The organism is Bacillus sp. ILBB4 (assembly GCF_035064545.1).
Lineage (GTDB): Bacteria > Bacillota > Bacilli > Bacillales > Bacillaceae_H > Priestia.
Genome location: NZ_JAIQVD010000003.1, coordinates 321,081 through 340,742 on the forward strand (window position 1 = coordinate 321,081; position 19,662 = coordinate 340,742).

The window sequence follows — 19,662 nt, forward strand, 5'->3', positions numbered from 1 at the left end:
GGCTCGGACATTTAAAGGAGAAACGTTACATAAAAAGAGAAGGTGGAGGTAACTATGGAGGAACTAATTGGCGTATCAGTGCAAGGTTTGCTGCAAATTATTTTTCTTGATTTAATTTTAAGCGGGGATAACGCAATTGTTATTGCAATGGCGGCTCGTAACGTACCAAAAGATTTACAAAAAAGAGCGATTTTAATTGGAACAGGCGGCGCGATTGGTCTTCGATTATTATTTGCGGCTATTATTGTCCCTTTATTGAAAATACCATTAATCGGAGCGGTCGGCGGTTTGATGCTAGTGTGGATTGCATATAAATTATTAGCGGACAATCACGATCACGGTGACAATCCTCAAGGTGGAGCAACGGTATGGAGCGCGGTTAAAACCATCATTATCGCAGATGCGGTCATGTCATTAGATAACGTATTAGCTCTAGCAGGTGTAGCTCACGAATTTGTCCCGATTATGATTGGTGTATTAATTTCAATTCCGATTATTATTTGGGGAAGTAGCTTTATTATGAAAGCAATGGAAAAATTTCCGATTATCATTTACGCTGGAGCAGCGATGCTTGCATGGTCTGCTGGAAAAATGATTGTGGAAGATAAAATTATCGGCGGATTTGTTCCAACTACAGCTTTACATCTCGCTGTTCAAGTTATCTTAACCATTGCAGTTGTAGGCATTGGGTACATGAAAAACAAAAAAATGAAAAAAGAACAAGCCCACGCAGCTTAAAAAAAGAGCGTACGGATCATCCGTACGCTCTTTTTTTATGATTCGGGGTAGTGCATAAGTAAAAAAAAGCTTGCTTCTTCTTCAGAAGAATTGATATAGCTGTGAGAGGTATTTCCTGAAAAATGCAGAGCGTCTCCCGAGACTAATTCATGTTCTTCATTTTCAAAACGAACCGTTAATTCGCCTTCTTTAATAAGTAAGTATTCATCTCCTAAATGAGTTTTCGCTTCGTGCACGCATCCGGGCTTTAATGTGACGATATAAATTTCAAACTTTTTTTCCGGATGATAAGGAAAAAAAGAATACACTAAGTAATCACCTTTGTTGTCCGTGATGGGATCTAGCTGTTTTATGCTTACTTTCTGCACATCCGGGGTGTCTTCTTTCATAAATACAGAAAAAGAGACTTGAAGGCCGTTGGCGATTTTCCAAAGCGTGGTAACCGTGGGACTGGATTTACCTTTTTCAATTTGTGCAAGCATTGCTTTACTAACACCCGTTAATTCGGAAACTTGATCAAGCGTCAAATTTCGATTTTTTCGTAATTTAACAAGATTTTTAGCAATAATATCTTGAATCGCGTCCATTGTTGTACTCCTTTAATTATTATAAAGATAGTATAACATACTGTTGTTTAATATAACGTATAGATGTATAATATAGCAGAAAAGGAGGGAGTACGGTGATTGCAGAAAAAGCAGTACAGCAAAGAGAAAAAGTGGACTTAACGTTCAGACAAGGGGCTAAGGATTGTATCCCTACGCTACTCGGTTACATAAGCATAGGACTTGCTGCCGGGATCGTTGGAGTGTCCTCGCATCTTTCCATTATGGAAGTTACTTTATTATCAGCGCTCGTGTATGCCGGGGCAGCACAGTTTATTATTTGTGCACTGATGGTTGCGAACAGCTCGATTTCAGCTATTATTCTCACAACATTTATCGTTAACTTAAGACACTTTCTTTTGAGCGCTACGATCGCGCCTGAATTTACAAAATATTCGTTATTAAAAAACGTCGGAATTGGAGCCCTTCTAACGGACGAATCATTTGGGGTGTCTTCCAGTAAAATTGCAAAAGGTGAGCCAATTAATGACCGCTGGATGAATGGATTAAATATAACGGCTTACGTCAGCTGGATTATCGCCTGTACGACAGGAGCTATTTTTGGCCATATGCTAGCTAACCCGGAAGCCTTTGGGTTTGATTTTGCCTTAACAGCTATGTTTTTAGCTCTGCTTGTTTTACAAATCGAAAGTGTGTTACCTTCAAAGCTTAATCATTACTTACGTTTAATTCTTTATATGGCGATTATTATGATTGTGCTGTCTTTTTTCGTACCTTCACATGTGGCTGTATTGATTTCAACGATTATTGTAGCGACAATTGGGGTGGTGACGGATAAATGAGTATCCACTACCCAACACTCATCATTATTTTAGGGTGTGCCCTTGTTACCGTAGTTCCTCGCATTGTTCCGTTTTTAGTTGTACGTAACATCGCGCTGCCAGAACCCGTATTAAAATGGCTATCCTATATTCCTATTTGTATTTTAACCGCACTTGTTGTAGAAAATTTTATCATTCAAGCAAATGACAGCGTAAAGATTAACTGGCCCGTCATTATCGTAGTCATTCCAACCTTACTGATTGCCCTGAAAACCAAAAGCTTATCCATCACCGTTATTAGCGGAGTTGGAATGATGGCGCTGCTTCGTTTTTTTCTTTGGTCATGAAAGCTCAAGTTATGCTCTTGAGCTTTTTTACTGTCTCCTTTACGTACGCTTTTTCATATAGTATGATAAGAGTGTAAATTAGAAGCCAATGAAAACAAAAATATAAATGAGGTGCTTTTATGAGCGGAGTAGTATCTAAATAGGAAAAATTAAATGAAATAAATTGAATAAGTAAGATGGGTATTTTTTCAAACAAAAGGTACCCTTTGTTTGCTTATGAATTTATTTCACTGCCTATGAAGATACCTACAATGCTTTATAAAGGGTTCGGCATTTGTCGTCAGGGAGGCGTCTGTTTTTACAGAGCTTTCTCTTGTGATATGTGCCCTAGACGCCTGATTAACGCAAAAAGCTGTGGGATCACCACAGCTTTTTTTGTTTACCTTTTTCATTGCCTTCTAATAAATAGGTATCTTCATATGTGATGACAAATCATAGTGAGGAGAAAAACCATGAATACGATGACATTTGAAAAATTGCAGTATCATGAATTAAAAAAAATCGTAAAATCTCACTGCGTAAGTGAGCTGGGAAAACAATTAATGGATAAACTTCAGCCGAGCACATCTCTTAAAACAGTAAAAAACCGACTTAAAGAAACAACGGAAGCACGAAGACTTCTAGATGCTGAGAAATCACTTCCGCTATCAGGTGTCTCAGGTATAGGAAGAGTCATCGAAAAGCTTGAAAAAGGCATGATTTTAGAGCCCGAAGAGCTAATGCGCGTATCCGATTTTTTAAAAGGCTGCAGAAAAGTAAAACAATATATGGTGGATAAAGAATTTTTTGCTTCGCTCTTAAGTTCCTATGCCCATTCGATGAAAGAACTGACAAGTATAGAAGAGGAAATTAATTTTGCGATCAAGGCTGGAAAAGTAGACGCTGCGGCAAGCAAAGAGCTCAAGCGTATCAGAAGACATATAGAAGGAACGGAAGCTAAGATTTCAGAACAGCTTGCGAAATTTTTACGAAACAGTAAAAACAAAGAGTATATTCAAGACTTTTTTATCAGTAAAAAAGGAGACCGCTATACGATTCCGATTAAGGCCTCCTATAAAAATCACGTTGGAGGAACAATTGTTGAAACATCCTCTAAAGGGTCAACAGTGTTCATAGAGCCGGCATCTATTACAAAGCTGAATGCGGAACTAGCGATTTTGAAAGCAGAAGAAGAGGTAGAAGAATATCAAATTTTAGCGTCTTTAACAGGTTTAGTGTTAGAGAAGCTAGCTGATATTCATATTAATTTAGAGCTAATTAGCCAATACGACATGGTGTTTGCCAAAGCAAAATACAGTAAACAGGCAGACGGAATCGAACCTAAAATTAATGATTATGGATATATTCATTTAAAAGGCGCATATCACCCGCTGTTAACTGGTGAAATTGTTCCGCTTCACTTCGAAATTGGCGAGAATTATCGAAGCTTAATTATTACGGGACCTAACGCAGGAGGAAAAACCGTTGTCTTAAAAACGATTGGGCTACTGACACTCGCTACAATGTTAGGATTTCATATTACAGCTGATGAAGGAACAGAAATTGCATTGTTTGAGCATGTTTTTGTCGATATCGGCGACAACCAAAGTATTGAAAATGCGCTGAGTACCTTTTCCTCACACATGAAAAATATATCGGCTATTTTGCAAAAAGCAACAAACAATACGCTGCTCCTATTCGATGAAATTGGCAGCGGCACCGAACCGAATGAAGGAGCTGCACTTGCGATTGCGATTTTAGAAAAGTTTTATCATATGGGCTGCATAACGGTCGCGACTACGCATTACGGAGAAATTAAGCGTTTCTCAGAAATTCATCCTGACTTTATGAATGCCGCAATGCAGTTCAACAGTAAAACATTAGAACCGCTGTATCAACTGTTAATTGGAACATCTGGAGAAAGCAATGCGCTTTGGATTTCAAAGAAGATGAAGGTAGAAGAAGAGATTTTACAAAAAGCAAAGTTCTATATGGAAAGCAAATCGTATGATACAGAAGTCGTCAGAGAAAATAAAATAAAAAAACCAACTATTTTGAAGGAAAAGAAAAAAGACCGTGTTGAATACCAAATGGGAGATCGAGTCAAACTGTTAGATTATGAAAATCATGCGATTGTTTATAAGTCTAAAGACAACACAAACAATATAGTCGTACTCTATCAGAAGGAGTTAATTGAAGTAAACGTTAAGCGAGTAGCTCTTGAAATCAAAGCTGCTGAATTATATCCCGAAGGCTATGACCTCGATTCGTTATTTATTAGCTATAAAGATCGAAAAGAGCAGCATGATCTGCAGCGAGGATCAAAAAAAGCATTGCGGAAAATTGAAAAAGATATACGCGAAAATAGATAAAGCAGAAACCCAGCACTTATAAGAAAGTGGTGGGTTTTGTTTTTATGTAGCTTCTCAAAACTACATAGAACAGATCTCCAAATAAATCTTAAAAGAATTTACATCACTTTTATAGTTGTTTATTGTTGTGGTTTTTTGTTGTTTTGACGTGTTATAATATGAAATACGTATAAAAAACAACATAAACAACAAAGATCAACATCTAAAGCACTTTCATTTTGTTAAGTGTAAAAAACAGCCTCAGATATAAGTGCACTCATTATTTTTACCGCTTTCGCCCATCGTAGGAATTCTCTACGAATGAGAAAACTATTTATCAAAAACATTGTAAATGGCAAATTAAATAACGAAAGGAAAGAGGAAAATGAAAAAAATCGAAGCTGTAGTATTTGACTGGGCTGGAACAATGATTGATTACGGGTGTTTTGCTCCGCTTGAGGCGTTTTTAGAGGTATTTAAAAGACATAAGGTAGAAATTACAATTGAAGAAGCTAGAGAGCCAATGGGCATGCTGAAAATTGAACATATCCGAGCGCTTCTTAAGATGCCGCGTATTCAACGGGAATGGAAAAAGGCACACGGATCAAAGTCAACAGAACAAGATGTTGCAAAACTGAATGATGAATTTGAATCAAGCTTATTTTGTATATTAGAAGACTTCACCACGCCTATTCCTGGAGCTGTTGAGCTTTCAGAGCGTTTGCGAAACAGAAATATTAAAATAGGTTCTACGACGGGATATACGAGAAAAATGATGGAGATTGTTGCGCCAAAAGCAAAAGAAAAAGGATATTCACCGGACTGTTACTTCACAGCAGATGATGTAAAAGCAGGCCGGCCGTCTCCATGGATGTGTTACCGTAATGCCATGGAGTTAGATGTCTTTCCTATGAATCGTATCATAAAAGTAGGAGACACCGTAACGGATATGCAAGAAGGAAAAAATGCCGGCATGTGGACAGTAGGCGTGATTTTAGGAAGCAGTGAGATGGGACTTTCTGAAGAAGCAGAAAAGAATATGGATCAAAAAGAATTAAAAATAAAAATGGAAGAAGTGAGAAGCCGTTTAGAAGAAGCCGGGGCAAATTTCGTAGTGGATCGTATATCTGACCTTGATCAAGTGATTAATCAATTGGAACAACAATAAAGAGGAGGATTATCATGAAAAATCCATATTTGCTTTTAACTCCAGGTCCATTATCTACGACAGCTTCGGTTCGCGAAACGATGCTGAAAGATTGGTGTACATGGGATGATGAATATAATAATCTCGTCCAAGATATAAGAAAGCGTTTAGTCAAGCTGGCAACGGCGTCTTCTTTATACACTGCTGTGTTAATGCAGGGAAGCGGCACGTTTTGTGTAGAAGCAGCCATCGGAACGTTCGTACCGAGAGTCGAAGGGAAAATCCTGATAGCAGCAAATGGAGCTTACGGCTTAAGAATGGTTCATATGTGTGAAGCAATCGGAATTAATAACACTGTATATAAAGTAAATGAAACTGAGTCTTTTGATACAGATGTTATTGAACGAATGCTTCAAGAAGACGAAGACATCACTCATGTAGCTGTCGTTCACTGTGAAACGACAACAGGAATTTTAAATCCTATTGAAGAAGTATGTTATATTGCTAAGCGCTATAATAAAATGACCATTGTAGACGCCATGAGCAGTTTTGGCGGTATACCCATGGATATAGAGCAGCTGCAGATTGATTTACTTATCAGCAGTTCGAATAAATGCATTCAAGGCGTTCCTGGATTCGGATTTGTCATTGCTAAAACAGATGAGCTTGAAAAATGTAATGGAAATGCCCGTTCCCTTTCACTCGACCTTTATGATCAATATAAAACGATGGAAAAGGATAAAGGGAAATGGCGCTTTACCTCCCCAACTCATGTGGTCCGGGCATTTTATCAGGCGCTACTCGAACTTGAAGAAGAAGGGGGAGTCCAAGGTCGCTTTAAGCGGTATCGAGAAAATCAGCACTTGCTAGTGACAGGGATGAGGAGGCTAGGGTTTAATACGCTGCTGCAATCAAAACAGCAGTCACCTATTATTACATCCTTTCTTTACCCTACCTATTCTTTTTTTACATTTCAAGGATTTTATCAATCTTTAAAAAAACAAGGTTTTGTCATTTATCCAGGAAAAGTTTCTCAAGTGGACACCTTTAGAATTGGAAACATTGGAGACGTACATAAACAAGATATCGAAAGATTGCTAGAAGCGATTCATTCGACAGTGAAGAGGAAGGAGATTCAGCAATGAACGTGTTTAGGCGGTGCCGGCAAAATTTCTCGCGAATCAGTATAAAATTTAGCGTAATACTATCTTTCAAGAGTTAAAGAAGCAAGGTCTGCATGAAGAAAGAAAATATCATCTTTACATGAGCAAATTTTTTCGTAGAGTTAGGAGTGCAATAATGTGTCTTTATTGGCAGAACAACGTAAAAAAACAATTTTAGATATGATTGAACATCAAGGGCAAGTCAAAGTAAACGACTTAGCGCACGCTTTTGATGTATCGACTGAGACTATTCGCCGTTATCTAGAAGAATTAGAAGGAGAAAAAAAGTTAAAAAAAGTGTATGGCGGGGCCGTGAAAATAGAAACAGAAATTGCTGAGCCGCCTATGTTTGAGCGAGAAGTCATAAGAAACAAAGAAAAGAAAAAAATAGGGAGTAAAGCAGCTGAGCTGATAGAAGAAGGCAACGTTATTTTTATAGATGAAGGCAGCACGACCATGCAAATGGTTTCGTCACTTGTCAATATTTCTAATATAACGGTTATTACAAATTCCTTTCCTCTTGTGACTATGCTAATCGACTACCAAAACAAGCAGGTTTTCAGCGGAGAAGTTATTTTTCTAGGAGGTCATGTAAGAAGCAAACATTTTCGGGCTTCTGGATCCCTAGCAGAAAGGGTTGCAAAAGAATTTTATGTAGATAAAGCCTTTATTTCAATTGACGGCCTTCATCCCGAAGCTGGGATTACGAGCTTTGACTTAGAAAAGTGCCTGCTGTCTAAAATCTTCATCGCTAATGCAAACCAGACCATTGTATTGGCTGATCATTCCAAGCTAGAAGTGAAGGCGAACTACAAAATAGATTCTTTAAAGCACATTGATTATATTTTATGCACTGCTTCTCTTCCGGAAACTTGGGGAGATTTGGACGCAAGCTGGATTAAATGTTAAAAATAACAAAAGGGGAATGTTTTATAAACATTCCCCTTTTGTTAAGTACTTAAAAGGTAAGGAGGTTTTTTTAGCTATATTAATAATCTATAGGTACAAAAAAACATCTTTCACCGCTCTAATGTACTCGAGAGATGCGCTTAATAAATTATTCGTTCGTTGGAACAGGAAGACTTTTGAGCATTGAAAAACAATAAGCCATTTTTTTTGCAAAATGTAAAGGAGGCTCTACAGATTGAATATGCAGATACATAAGGACCGGTTCTGTAAAAAGCCAATGGTTATGCAAAGCGCTTACGATAAGACCTTGCCGCGCAGCAGCTTCTGTAAAACGAGGGATTTCTTCTTGTAAAATAGCAATCTCAGCCAAGTTTAACGCGTTTCCCTGTGCGTCTATCGCCTCAAATGATACACCAACAGGAACGACAGAGCTGCTTTTTCGCCCTTGAACATGAGCTTGAAAGCTTCTTTTAAGCGACACTGAGCATCCTGTTGGACTAACTTTGCTTTTAGCGTTTAAAATCTGGCCAAACTGCTGACAAATTTCACTTATAGTATACATTATAAGCTCCTGCCTTTCTTCTATACTCTTAGTAAGCTTTATGACATAAGAGCTTCACTTATGCAAACAGTGTTCTTATAAAAAAATCCCCTTCACGATGAAGAGGATTTTTTTATTATTCAGCATGCGATGAGCGTTCGTTTAACAAATTTTCATAAAAACGGGCAAGTGAAGCAGAAAGGTATGGAATAGACCATAAAAAGCCGATTCCTAGTGTAATAATACTTAATAAAAACCAGCCAAGAAAGCTTAGCAGCAGCAGGAAGTACTGTCCTTTGTAACCATTCATCAACCTGCGGCTTTCTGTAATCGCTTGATTCATCGAGTAAGTAGGATTGTCTTTACAAATATAGTACGTTTGTGAATATGCCAGTGCTTTGATAATTCCAGGAATCAGTAAAAGCAGTGACCACAGCATCACATAAAGAGTCATAAGTACATAAATCCCTAATGACTTTACATAAAGACCGAAGTCTTGGAATGTTTTGAACAAATGTCCCAATTGGACAGATTCACCTCGCGCTAAACCTAAAAATGCCCAGTAGTTCGCCATGAGAAGAGGCGAAAAGACAATAGCAAAGGCAGTTGAAATCCATGACGCCGAATCAGATTCATCTTTCATCCAATTGTCATAGCCGCCGCTTGCCACAATTTCAAATGGAATAGGCAGAAGCGTATATACTCCGTACGTCACCACCGTAAGTAAAATCGCTAGTCCCCAGCGATTTTTCAAAGAAGCTTTAGCTTCTCTTTTAATCGTCCCAATATTCATGTTGTTCCTCCTTTAATGTTGCAAAACAGTATCTTTTTGCTCGTATTAACATGTAAACCATGCACAATTGTTAATTTTGTATGAAATGAAAATAATAGTCAATAGGTTCTAAGATGAAAAGCAAAGCTCCTGCGAAAAATTTTTACTAGACAGATAGAAATCGCTAAATAGGTACAATCTGCTTTTGAAGAAGATGGATGTAAGGAAGAAAAGCACCATGCGTGATTTGGCATTTTTATATGAAGTGAAACCCTCATGGAAAGACTTTCTAAGATAAGAGGGATTTCTATGTTTGAAATGATCAAAATGATGCAACAAGTCTTAAATGAAAAGGAATTTTCTTATTGCGTTCATCAAGAACTTTTTAGTTTTCAATGGTGGCTCATAGTGGTGATAAATGCTCTTTTTCTACTGCTTTTTTACTTTTTTATGGATAGACAGCGCCTCTTTTTTATGCTGCTCGTTTTTTTATCAGCTTTGACATAGTCGGTTTGGTAGATGAATTCGAGAAATTTTTTAACCTATGGTGCTACCCTCACCAGATGCTTCCGTTTACAGATCGGTTCAATACGGTTGACTTTGCTATTATTCCCGTAAGTATCGCACTCGTCTACCAATTTTTCAGCAAATGGAAATTTTTCTTTATCGCACATATCGTTACGTCTGCTGTTATTGCTTTTATAGGTATTCCGATATTCAAAGCGCTGTATTTGTACCAATTGCTGAACTGGACGATGTTTTATTCATTTCTTACAGTATTTATCATAGGACTTGTGGTGAAAATCATTAGCAATTGGATTGCAGGTAAGAATAGACGCTATAGCGTCAGCTGATCAACCTATACTCATATCTATACGGGATATGAGTATGGGTTGTTTGTGTGAAAATAACGCGTTATTTCTTTATAATAGGCGTAAGAGGAGATGAATAAAAAATGGAGAACGCTACCCAAACATTTTATGACTTAGAATGCATACACTTAAAATCAGAAGTACGCACCTCTGCTGAAGAGCTTTCGAACATTCTTGCAGATGATTACGTGGAGTTTGGCAGTTCGGGCAGGATATGGAAGCGAAAAGATTACCATGACAATCATGTACTTTCGCCAGATGTATTTGAGATCTCTCATTTTCATGTAGACGTATTGTCTCCTGACTGCGTGTTAACTACATATCATCTTATGAACCATACGGCAGAAAAAAAGACGCTTCGCAGTTCTATTTGGCGAAAAAGAGAAGAAAAGTGGCGGTTGTTTTTCCATCAAGGCACAATGACAAACGGTGATCAATAAATAAGATTATTCGGTTATTATTATACTTTCCCTCTATTTGATGCTATGATGAAAGTATATTTTGACGTAAGGGATGTTTTAAGATGAGCAAAAATAATGTGAAAAAAGAAGTGTTTTCATGGATTAAGTCCATTGTTATTGCACTGGTTATTGTAGTGGGAGTTCGCCATTTTTTATTTGCGCCAACTACGGTTCACGGAGAATCAATGTCTCCAACGTTTGAAGATTCAAACCGCGTCATTTTAAATAAAATCAGTGATGTTGATCGCTTTGATATGATTGTATTTCATGCACCGGATGCAGATGAAAATTATATTAAACGTGTAATCGGCTTGCCAGGAGATACGGTAGAAATGAAAAACGACGTTCTATATATTAACGGTAAAGCTTATAAAGAGCCGTATTTAAAAGAATCTAAAAAATCTCTTGCACCTAATGAAAAATTCACGGAAGATTTTACGCTTCAAACGCTGCCTGCAACTGATGGCAAAGTGAAGGTACCGAAAAATTCACTGTTTGTAATGGGGGACAACCGTCCTGTAAGTCATGATGGACGAGCATTTGGCTTCATTCCACAAAAATCAGTTATCGGAAAGGTGCAGTTTCGCTACTATCCGTTAAATGAAGTAGGCGAACCGAAATAAAAAAAGGGAAAAAGGCTGGCGGAATTTAATTCGCCAGTCTTTTTTATTGGGTTAAAAGAACTGATTTTAAAAAAACGATTTGCTTTATGCAAGTTAAACATCTTCTAAAGAATCAGTAAATTAGACCTTGTTTTTTTCTTTATTTAGGAAATCATAAGGGTGTTTAAAAAGGGACTTCTAGGTACCTGTGTTACTTCAAAGTAAGAGGTGGTACTGATAGGTAAGTAGTTTTTATGGGTATACAGATATATGAAGATAAAGAAGCAAGGATTTTGGAAAGGAGCAGGTCAGCATGAAAAACGTATTAATCATTAATGGACACGAGTATTATAAAAAGTCAAAAGGAGAGTTAAATCAGACGATTTTCAAAGAAATGCAGCATTTACTCACTGATCAATTTGACATTAAAACAACGGTGGTTGATAAAGGCTACGAAGTAGAAGAAGAAATTGAAAAGTGGCTATGGGCTGATGTTGTGATTATGCAGACGCCTATTTACTGGTTCAGCATTCCCGGAAAGTTTAAGCAATATATTGATCGCGTGTATATGGATAACATTTTCTTTAAAGGCTCCAGTCAATACGGGCGAGGCGGTTTATTAACGGGGAAAAAATACATGTTTTCTCTTACATGGAATGCGCCGGAAGCTATTTTCGACAATGACGAAGCTTTCTATGAAGGAAAAAGTTTAGATGAAGCCATTATGCATTTGCATAAAATGAATCAGTACGTCGGTATGAGCCCACTTCCAACTTACACTATTCATGATGTAGTCAAACATCCAAACATTGATCACTACAAGCATAAATTAGAAAATCATGTAGCAGAAGTATTTGGAATAGGAGAGCATCATTGAACTACCCCCACTTAGCAAGCCTGAAGTGGGGGATTCCTAAAATCTTTAAAGACTTAGGAACCCTTCCCGATAAAAATCGATATCTACAAAAAACCTGACTAAACAGTCGGGTTTTTTTATTCACTTTGACGCAAAAATCGTAGTCAAAAACAGTTTTTCTTTTTCTTTCTGAGCACTAGCGAAATGTCTACAATGGTAAGGAAGAGTTAACCATCAAGTTGCACAATAATTGGACCAGAAGTGGTAATGAAAGCGTAAACATTTTGGTAGAGATCAGTGATAGAATAAATTTAAGCAAGGGGGGAGCAATTGATGCATCTAGATGAAAGGAGCAATTTAATTTTAAAACGAGTGGTTAGTAATCCAGGTATTTCCAATACGGAACTAGAGAGAAAGTATCATCTTTCACGGAGGCAGATTAGCTACAGCTTTACAAAAATTAATGACTGGTTAAAGAGTAATAACTATCCGAAAATTCAGCGAACGAACGGGGGGAAATTTATTATTGATCCTCTTCTAATGGAACTGTTTGCTGAAAAAGTCGAACACTCTGCTGGAAGTTATATTCCGTCTGAAAAAGAAAGAGCTCAATTGGTTTTGCTTATGCTATTAAGTAGCGAAGAAGAATTATCTTTACTTCATTTCTCTAGCTCGCTATCAGTGAGTAAGAATACGGTATTAAGAGATATGAAATATACACAGAAAATTGTAAATGGTTATCATCTTGAAATTGTTTATTCGCGAATGTATGGATACGACATAGTAGGAAGTGAGTGGAATAAAAGGAAGTTGCTTATTGAAGTACTGCGGACCGTCTATGACATGTATCAAGGCGAGACGTATATTCAGGCGTATACAGGAACTTCAAGAGAAGAAATTCAGAGATTAAAAGAGCAAATGGAAAAAGTAGAAAAGCGTTTAGCACTTCAATTTATCGATCAAAAAATAAAACTTCTTCCATATACAATAGCTATTTTGCTAAAACGAATTAAAAAAGGAAACTTAATTAAAGATTCTTATCATATCGACTATGAAGAACTGTCGGATACAAAAGAGTTTGAAGCTGCCGAAATTTTAATTGAAGATGCTGCTTGCATCCCAAAGGAAGAACGTTTATTTATTACATTACAACTGCTTACTTCTAACGTTCTATCCTCCCAATTTTTAAGAGAGGAAGAAACTCTTGAATTAAAATCTTCATTAAAAAACAGCCTTGCGTTATTTGAGAAAAAAGCATGTATCACTTTTAAAGAAAAAGAGAAGCTGCTTCAAAAATTAGTGCTGCATATGAAACCAGCTTACTACCGCATTAAATATCAGCTAACTACTAACTATTCAATAATTGAAAAAGTTAGTGAAGAGTTCGAAGCCATTCACTACATTGTAAAAGATTCATTAAAGCCTTTTGAAACTTATATTGGCTGCTCTATTCCTGAAAGCGAAGTGATGTTTATTACCGTTTTTATTGGCGGACATTTAATTAACAGTGGCGAAACAATACAGCTTAAAAAGCGAGCGGTTGTTGTTTGTCCTAACGGGGTATCCATTTCACATTTGATGGAGCACACGCTGCGTGATTTATTTCCAGAGTTTTATTTCTACGAAGCTCTTTCGATTCGAGAATTTGAGCAATCAAAAGCAGAATTTGATATGGTATTTTCTCCTGTTCCTGTTCAGACTTCTAAGCATTTATTTATTGTGGAACAATTTATTACTGATTTTCAAAAGTTGCAGCTTCGGCAGAGAGTCATTCAAACCATATTCGGTTTAAATACATCCGTGGTAAACATTGAACAGTTAATAAATGTCATTGGAAAATACGCAAAAGTTGATCAGAAGTCTCAACTTCAAAAAGCACTGCAAGATTATTTTTCTCTCCAAGTATTAAACGAAACAAGTAAAAATCAAGAATACAGTTTAGCAGATTTAATTACACCCGAAACAATTGTGCTGCGCGATCAAGTGGAAAGCTGGAAGGAAGCTATTTCAATAGCGGCTGCCCCGCTTTTACATAAAGGTATTATTACTGAAGCTTATATTGATAAAATGCAGGAACAATATCCGTCTATGTCTCCACATATTGTACTAAGACTTAATGTTGCAATACCTCACGCAAGCCCTGAGGATGGTGTTCAAGCAGTAGGCATGAGCTTACTTAAGTTAAAAGAAGGCTTATTGTGCGGAGAGCAAAAAGTTCATTTTATTGTTGTTATCGCAGCTATTGATAAAAAGAAACATTTAAACGCTATGCTGCAGCTGATGAAGTTAGCGGAAATGAACGGGGTAATAAATGAGATGAAACGGCTAAATGAAAAATACAAAATCTATGAAATAATTAAAACGCACTCTATCTAATCATGGTACAGAATGTATAGCAAGGAGGATACAATCGTGACATTACAGCCTTTTTTAAAAGAAGAGTTATTGAAGTTAAATAGTGTATGTAAAGATCAAGCCGATATTTTTGAAATGGTGTACAAAGAGGCATTTGGCAAAGGGTATGTCAGTGAAAACTTTCTGACAAAAATTAAAGAAAGAGAAGCATCTTTTCCGACAGGCCTCCAAATAGGCGATTACAGTGTAGCAATTCCTCATACAGATCCAGAGCACGTTTTTGAACAATTTATTAGTGTGGTTACCTTACAAAAACCTGTATCGTTTTATTTAATGGATGATAATACAAAAAAAGTGGATGTGCGCATTGTGCTTCTATTAGGGTTAAACCAGCCTCATACCCAGTTAACAGTACTTCAGGAGCTGATGCAAGCAATTCAAGATCAGCAAAAAATAGAGCAATTATTACAGGCTGAAAATCAAAGGGATGTTCAAGCTATTTTTAACGGAGTTGAAAAAATTAGTACAAAAGGGGAGAAGTAAAATGAAAAAGTATACGGTATTAGTAGCGTGCGGAGCGGGAATTGCAACATCAACAGTGGTGTGTGAACGAGTAGAAAATTTATTAAAAGACAACAGCATTAACGCGGAAGTTGTGCAGTGTAAAATTGCCGAAGTAGCTTCTCGCCAAGAAGGAGCAGATTTAATTGTATCGACAACGATTTTACCCACAACGTACAGCATTCCAGCATTAAGCGCAACCTCCTATATCACAGGGATTGGCATGGAAGCACTGGACCAAAAAATAATAGATGCCTTAAATAAAACTTTTGTTAATTAATAAGTCAGAAAATTAAAAATAATAAATTAGGAGCTGAACAAAATGAAAAAATATACGGTATTAGTAGCATGCGGAGCGGGAATTGCAACATCAACAGTGGTGTGTGAACGAGTAGAAAATTTATTAAAAGACAACGGCATTAACGCAGAAGTTGTGCAGTGTAAAATTGCCGAAGTAGCTTCTCGCCAAGAAGGAGCGGATTTAATTGTATCGACAACGATTTTACCCACAACGTACAGCATTCCAGCATTAAGCGCAACCTCCTATATCACAGGGATTGGCATGGAAGCACTAGATCAAAAAATTCTGACGCATTTACAAGCATAGGTACCACGCGTTGCCTCCATTTTAGGAAATGACAAAAGAAAAATGAGGGATGGATATGGATAAACTTCTATCAGGTGTGCAAGCAGTATTAAATCTAGGACCTACAGTTATTTTACCAATTGCCATTTTTATCTTAGGCCTGTTATTTAAAACAGGAGCAAAAAAAGCGTTTAAATCCGGAATTACAATAGGAATTGGTTTTGTCGGCATCAACTTAGTTATTGATTTACTTGTAAAAAACTTAGGACCAGCAGCACAAGCAATGGTTGAACGATTTGGATTAAATCTAACTGTTATCGATACAGGATGGCCTTCTGCCGCTGCAATATCATGGGCATCTCCCGTTGCAGCTATACTAATTCCTGTTTGCTTGTTTGTAAATATTATTTTACTTTTGTTAAAACTGACTAAAACGCTTGATATTGATATTTGGAACTATTGGCACTTTATCGCTGCTGGTGCAACAGGATACGTTGTCACAGGAAGCTGGTGGTTTGCAATACTGTGTACCGTTCTGTATGAAATTGCTGTTTTATTTGTAGCAGATAAGACAGCGCCAATGGTTCAAAAATTTTACGGGTTAGAAGGAATTTCTCTTCCTACGGGCTCTACAGCTGCGTTTGGACCAATTGGTATTTTGATAGGTATGGGTGTATCAAGGATTCCAGGGATTAAAAGGTTGAACGCAGATCCCGAATCTATTCAAAAACGGTTTGGTATTTTCGGTGAACCAATGATGATGGGTTTAATCTTAGGGTGTGTAATCGGTATATTAGCAGGCTATGACCTTGGTAAAGTTTTTCAAGTAGGTATTTCAATGGGAGCGGTTATGCTTTTGATGCCTAGAATGGTTAAAATCTTAATAGAAGGACTTATTCCAATTTCTGAAGCAGCTCGTTCTTTTCTTCAAAAACGATATGGTGATCGTGAAATATATATTGGATTAGATGCCGCTCTTGCAGTAGGACATCCATCCGTTATGGCTACAGCACTGTTACTTGTCCCCATTACATTACTTTTAGCTGTCATTCTGCCTGGGAATAAAGTATTGCCGTTTGGGGATTTGGCTACCATTCCTTTCTATGTAGCTTTTGTTGTGGGCTCATTAAGAGGAAATATTATACACTCTCTTATTTCGGGCACTGTTATGGTAGCGCTATCACTTTATATGGCAACGAATTTTGCAGATGTGCATACGCAAATGTTATCAGGAGCTCAGTTTTCTATGCCGGAAGGTGCAACACAAATTTCAAGTTTAGACATGGGAGGAAACTTATTTAACTGGCTTATTCTTAAATTCTCTCAGCTGTGGGCTTCTATTTTTTAAAATAGGCATAAACAGGAGGTAAGGCAATGAAAGCGGCTGTGCTACATGAAAAAAATAAAATTATTTATCAAGATATTGGGATTGATTCCTGCCGAGCGAATGAAGTCAAAATAAAAGTAATGGCAGCAGGAATATGCGGATCGGATACACACAAAATGACAAGCAGATGGAAGTATCCGCTGCCTGCCATTATGGGACATGAATTTGCTGGGTATATCGTTGAAAAAGGGGGAAAAGTAGTAGATTTGAACGTTGGAGACAGAGTAGCTGCTATTCCGTTTAAACCGTGCAGCGCATGTGAATATTGCCAAAAAGGGCAGTATTCACTATGCGAAAACTACGGAATGATTGGCGCGCAATCATTTGGCGGATTTGCTCAGTATGTCAATATTCCAGCTTCAAATGTTATCCAAGTAGGAGAGATGGACTTTGAAGAAGCAGCTATGATAGAACCTTTAGCAGTAGCGCTTCATGGAGTACTTAATATTCATCCGCAAATAGGAGACACTGCAGCGGTCTTTGGAGCAGGAGTCATTGGCATGCTGACGATTCAATGGTTGAAAATTGCGGGTGTAAAAGAAATCATCGCCATCGACATTTCTAGTGAAAAGCTTGCAGAAGCGAGGGCCATGGGTTGTGAAAAAGTGATTCATGCCCGTTATGAAAATGTCCTTGAAAAAATTAATGATTATACAAAAGGAAGAGGGGTGGATCTTGCACTCGAATGTGCAGGTTCCCCTTTCACTCAAGAGCAGTGCCTGCTCGTTACTCGTAAAAAAGGGAAGGTTGGATATTTAGGTATTGCTTATTCAGATGTGTGTTTATCTGAAGCAGCATTTGAGAGTATTTTTAGAAAAGAGCTTACATTGCAAGGTTTTTGGAACTCTTATTCTGCACCGTTTCCCGGGAAAGAGTGGAAAACAAGCGTTGACTTTATTTTAAATAGAAAGATTAGATTAAAAGAATTAATTTCTCATCGATTCAAGTTAGAAGACACGCAAAAAGCATTTAATATGATTATTAATCGAGAAGAAGCTTATGGAAAAGTGTTAATAATTCCAAATAAGGAGTGAAAAAAATGAAGGCAGTCATGAAGGTAGAGCCAGGCTACGATAAGATGCTGTTAAAAACAATCCCTGAATTAGAAGTTCAGAAAAACCAAGTGAAGATTAAAGTAGCGTATACCGGAATATGCGGTACGGATATTCACACGTTTACAGGTCAATATAAAAATTCCCAGACGCCGGTTGTGCTTGGGCATGAGTTTTCCGGTATAGTCGTTGAAGTAGGGGAAGCTGTAACAAAAGTAAAAGTTGGCGATAAAGTAACGAGTGAAACAACATTTGTGACGTGCGGAGAGTGTGATTATTGCTTAGAAAAAGACTATAATTTGTGCGCTCATCGAAAAGGAATAGGCACACAAATAAACGGCAGCTTTGCTGAATATGTTATTTCACGTGAGGAAAGTGTCCATGTGCTACCAGATGCAGTCGACCTAAAAGCAGCTGCTTTAACTGAGCCTCTAGCTTGCTGCGTTCATGCAGCTTTAGAAAAAACAGTTGTTAAAAAAGAAGATAAAGTATTAATTTTTGGTCCAGGTCCCATTGGTTTACTGCAAGCGCAAGTTGTAAAAGCACAAGGAGCGTTTGTTATATTAGCAGGTATAACAAAAGATCAGAAGCGTTTAGAGTTAGCTAAGTCTTTAGGAATCGACGTAACTGTAGATATCCAAAATGAAAGCTTAGAAGAAATTGTGCTAACCTATACACAGGGATACGGTGTTGACAAGTTATTTGAGTGTTCAGGTGCTGTCCAGGCGTTAAACCAAGGGTTGCCTCTGGTTAAGAAAAAAGGAACGTTTGTACAAGTAGGGATTTTCTCCGAAAAATTAAACCTTTTAGATCAAGAATCTATCATTCAAAGGGAAATTACATATATTGGAACGCGTTCTCAGAAACCAAGTTCTTGGCATATTGCTTTGAAACTTCTTGAAGAAAAGAAAATTAATACAGAGAAAATGATCACTAAAATTGTACCTCTTGATTATTGGCGTCAAGGATTCGAAGCCGTTCTATCAGGTAATGAAATAAAAGTGCTTGTTCAGTCGTAGAAACGAACTATATAAATAATGTAAATCAGGGAGGGAGGAAGTGTGAAAGATACCCAAATGGAAGCAGGTTTATATTGTAACAGTTGCAAAGAAGAGCTTCCACACCACATTTATTATATTAACGGCAAAATTGTACGCGTAGAGTGTCAAGAATGTAGGCGTACAATGGTATTTAAAGTTGATGTTTTGAAAGAGTTCTATAAAGAGGTCTACAAGCGTGTCTTTACTAAACCTAACCGAGTATCAAAAGAATATAAAAAAGATATAAATAGATTTTTAACTGGAATTCCGATAAGGTTAGTGAGCAAGCCTTATCGTCTAATGAAAGATTTTAATGAATCTATGCATACTATTCACCGTTACAAAAAACGAACTGCTAGAAAATAAAGGGCGGGTTGCCTGTTGTTATAGCTGGTGCATCAATGCGTTTTTTCTAGCTACATAAAAAAGCTGCTTTCTATACATTAGATGTATAGAAAGCAGCTTTTTTACGTGACAGTTTCAAACTTCAGGGTGTGAGGTGGGATAGTTTTTGTTTACCCGTCTATATCTAAATAAAACAATCTAAATGATAATG

Annotated in this window: 22 protein-coding genes; 19 read left to right on the plus strand and 3 right to left on the minus strand. The window is 37.3% G+C overall.

Annotated features, from left to right (window positions below; translation table 11 throughout):
* Positions 1–54: 54 nt before the first annotated feature.
* Positions 55–738, plus strand: a complete 684-nt coding sequence (locus LAV82_RS13710) for a TerC family protein (protein WP_013057915.1) — start codon at positions 55–57, stop codon at positions 736–738.
* Positions 739–773: 35 nt separating this feature from the next.
* Here the strand turns inward: LAV82_RS13710 and LAV82_RS13715 are convergent, their stop codons facing one another.
* The gene (locus LAV82_RS13715; RefSeq protein WP_013057914.1) at positions 774–1,325 is read right to left on the minus strand and encodes a helix-turn-helix domain-containing protein; all 552 of its coding nucleotides are present in this window, start codon (positions 1,323–1,325) and stop codon (positions 774–776) included.
* Positions 1,326–1,420: 95 nt separating this feature from the next.
* Between LAV82_RS13715 and LAV82_RS13720 the strand changes: the two genes are divergently transcribed.
* The 6 genes from LAV82_RS13720 (at position 1,421) to LAV82_RS13745 (ending at position 8,021) form a co-directional block, all read left to right on the plus strand.
* On the plus strand, positions 1,421–2,146 hold the full coding sequence (locus LAV82_RS13720; protein ID WP_211077820.1) for an AzlC family ABC transporter permease: 726 nt from the start codon (positions 1,421–1,423) through the stop codon (positions 2,144–2,146).
* Positions 2,143–2,472, plus strand: a complete 330-nt coding sequence (locus tag LAV82_RS13725) for an AzlD domain-containing protein (RefSeq protein ID WP_013057912.1) — start codon at positions 2,143–2,145, stop codon at positions 2,470–2,472. Before LAV82_RS13720 ends, LAV82_RS13725 begins: the two co-directional genes overlap by 4 nt.
* A 452-nt stretch (positions 2,473–2,924) precedes the next feature.
* Positions 2,925–4,823: an endonuclease MutS2 gene (locus LAV82_RS13730; RefSeq protein ID WP_098449159.1), complete on the plus strand. Its 1,899-nt coding sequence runs from the start codon at positions 2,925–2,927 to the stop codon at positions 4,821–4,823.
* A 364-nt stretch (positions 4,824–5,187) separates the two neighbouring features.
* Positions 5,188–5,970 carry a phosphonoacetaldehyde hydrolase gene (gene phnX, locus LAV82_RS13735; RefSeq protein WP_499716275.1) on the plus strand — a complete coding sequence of 261 codons (783 nt, stop codon included), beginning with the start codon at positions 5,188–5,190 and terminating at the stop codon, positions 5,968–5,970.
* An 11-nt stretch (positions 5,971–5,981) separates the two neighbouring features.
* Positions 5,982–7,094: a 2-aminoethylphosphonate--pyruvate transaminase gene (gene phnW, locus LAV82_RS13740; RefSeq protein WP_499716536.1), complete on the plus strand. Its 1,113-nt coding sequence runs from the start codon at positions 5,982–5,984 to the stop codon at positions 7,092–7,094.
* 156 nt (positions 7,095–7,250) lie between these two features.
* Positions 7,251–8,021 carry a DeoR/GlpR family DNA-binding transcription regulator gene (locus LAV82_RS13745; RefSeq protein ID WP_499716277.1) on the plus strand — a complete coding sequence of 257 codons (771 nt, stop codon included), beginning with the start codon at positions 7,251–7,253 and terminating at the stop codon, positions 8,019–8,021.
* A 148-nt stretch (positions 8,022–8,169) separates the two neighbouring features.
* Here LAV82_RS13745 and LAV82_RS13750 read toward each other — a convergent pair whose 3' ends face one another.
* Both LAV82_RS13750 and LAV82_RS13755 read right to left on the minus strand, forming a co-directional pair.
* Positions 8,170–8,583, minus strand: coding sequence for a DUF1259 domain-containing protein (locus LAV82_RS13750; RefSeq protein WP_499716278.1), 414 nt, complete (start codon positions 8,581–8,583; stop codon positions 8,170–8,172).
* Between the two features lie 115 nt (positions 8,584–8,698).
* Positions 8,699–9,355 carry a DUF975 family protein gene (locus LAV82_RS13755; RefSeq protein WP_013057906.1) on the minus strand — a complete coding sequence of 219 codons (657 nt, stop codon included), beginning with the start codon at positions 9,353–9,355 and terminating at the stop codon, positions 8,699–8,701.
* A 542-nt stretch (positions 9,356–9,897) separates the two neighbouring features.
* Between LAV82_RS13755 and LAV82_RS13760 the strand changes: the two genes are divergently transcribed.
* The 12 genes from LAV82_RS13760 (at position 9,898) to LAV82_RS13815 (ending at position 19,472) form a co-directional block, all read left to right on the plus strand.
* Entirely contained in the window at positions 9,898–10,188 is a 291-nt protein-coding gene (locus LAV82_RS13760; protein WP_029322868.1) for a hypothetical protein, read from the plus strand.
* Between the two features lie 101 nt (positions 10,189–10,289).
* Positions 10,290–10,646 carry a nuclear transport factor 2 family protein gene (locus tag LAV82_RS13765; RefSeq protein ID WP_499716279.1) on the plus strand — a complete coding sequence of 119 codons (357 nt, stop codon included), beginning with the start codon at positions 10,290–10,292 and terminating at the stop codon, positions 10,644–10,646.
* Between the two features lie 83 nt (positions 10,647–10,729).
* The gene (gene lepB / locus LAV82_RS13770; protein ID WP_499716280.1) at positions 10,730–11,290 is read left to right on the plus strand and encodes a signal peptidase I; all 561 of its coding nucleotides are present in this window, start codon (positions 10,730–10,732) and stop codon (positions 11,288–11,290) included.
* A gap of 292 nt (positions 11,291–11,582) precedes the next feature.
* A complete protein-coding gene (locus LAV82_RS13775) occupies positions 11,583–12,146 on the plus strand; it encodes an NAD(P)H-dependent oxidoreductase (protein ID WP_499716281.1) in 564 nt (187 codons plus the stop codon).
* Positions 12,147–12,458: 312 nt separating this feature from the next.
* Positions 12,459–14,501 carry a BglG family transcription antiterminator gene (locus LAV82_RS13780; protein ID WP_499716282.1) on the plus strand — a complete coding sequence of 681 codons (2,043 nt, stop codon included), beginning with the start codon at positions 12,459–12,461 and terminating at the stop codon, positions 14,499–14,501.
* 36 nt (positions 14,502–14,537) lie between these two features.
* Complete coding sequence (locus LAV82_RS13785; RefSeq protein WP_013057901.1) at positions 14,538–15,023, plus strand: PTS sugar transporter subunit IIA; 486 nt, start codon at positions 14,538–14,540, stop codon at positions 15,021–15,023.
* A 1-nt stretch (position 15,024) separates the two neighbouring features.
* A complete protein-coding gene (locus LAV82_RS13790) occupies positions 15,025–15,321 on the plus strand; it encodes a PTS sugar transporter subunit IIB (RefSeq protein WP_013057900.1) in 297 nt (98 codons plus the stop codon).
* Between the two features lie 42 nt (positions 15,322–15,363).
* A complete protein-coding gene (locus tag LAV82_RS13795) occupies positions 15,364–15,648 on the plus strand; it encodes a PTS sugar transporter subunit IIB (protein WP_013057899.1) in 285 nt (94 codons plus the stop codon).
* Positions 15,649–15,703: 55 nt separating this feature from the next.
* Positions 15,704–16,975 (plus strand): PTS galactitol transporter subunit IIC, encoded by a 1,272-nt coding sequence (locus LAV82_RS13800; protein WP_499716283.1) that lies wholly within the window; start codon positions 15,704–15,706, stop codon positions 16,973–16,975.
* Between the two features lie 26 nt (positions 16,976–17,001).
* The gene (locus LAV82_RS13805) at positions 17,002–18,048 is read left to right on the plus strand and encodes a galactitol-1-phosphate 5-dehydrogenase (RefSeq protein ID WP_098238977.1); all 1,047 of its coding nucleotides are present in this window, start codon (positions 17,002–17,004) and stop codon (positions 18,046–18,048) included.
* Between the two features lie 5 nt (positions 18,049–18,053).
* Positions 18,054–19,085, plus strand: coding sequence for a zinc-binding dehydrogenase (locus LAV82_RS13810; protein WP_211077828.1), 1,032 nt, complete (start codon positions 18,054–18,056; stop codon positions 19,083–19,085).
* 42 nt (positions 19,086–19,127) lie between these two features.
* Complete coding sequence (locus LAV82_RS13815) at positions 19,128–19,472, plus strand: bh protein (protein ID WP_211077829.1); 345 nt, start codon at positions 19,128–19,130, stop codon at positions 19,470–19,472.
* The last annotated feature ends 190 nt before the right edge of the window (positions 19,473–19,662 follow it).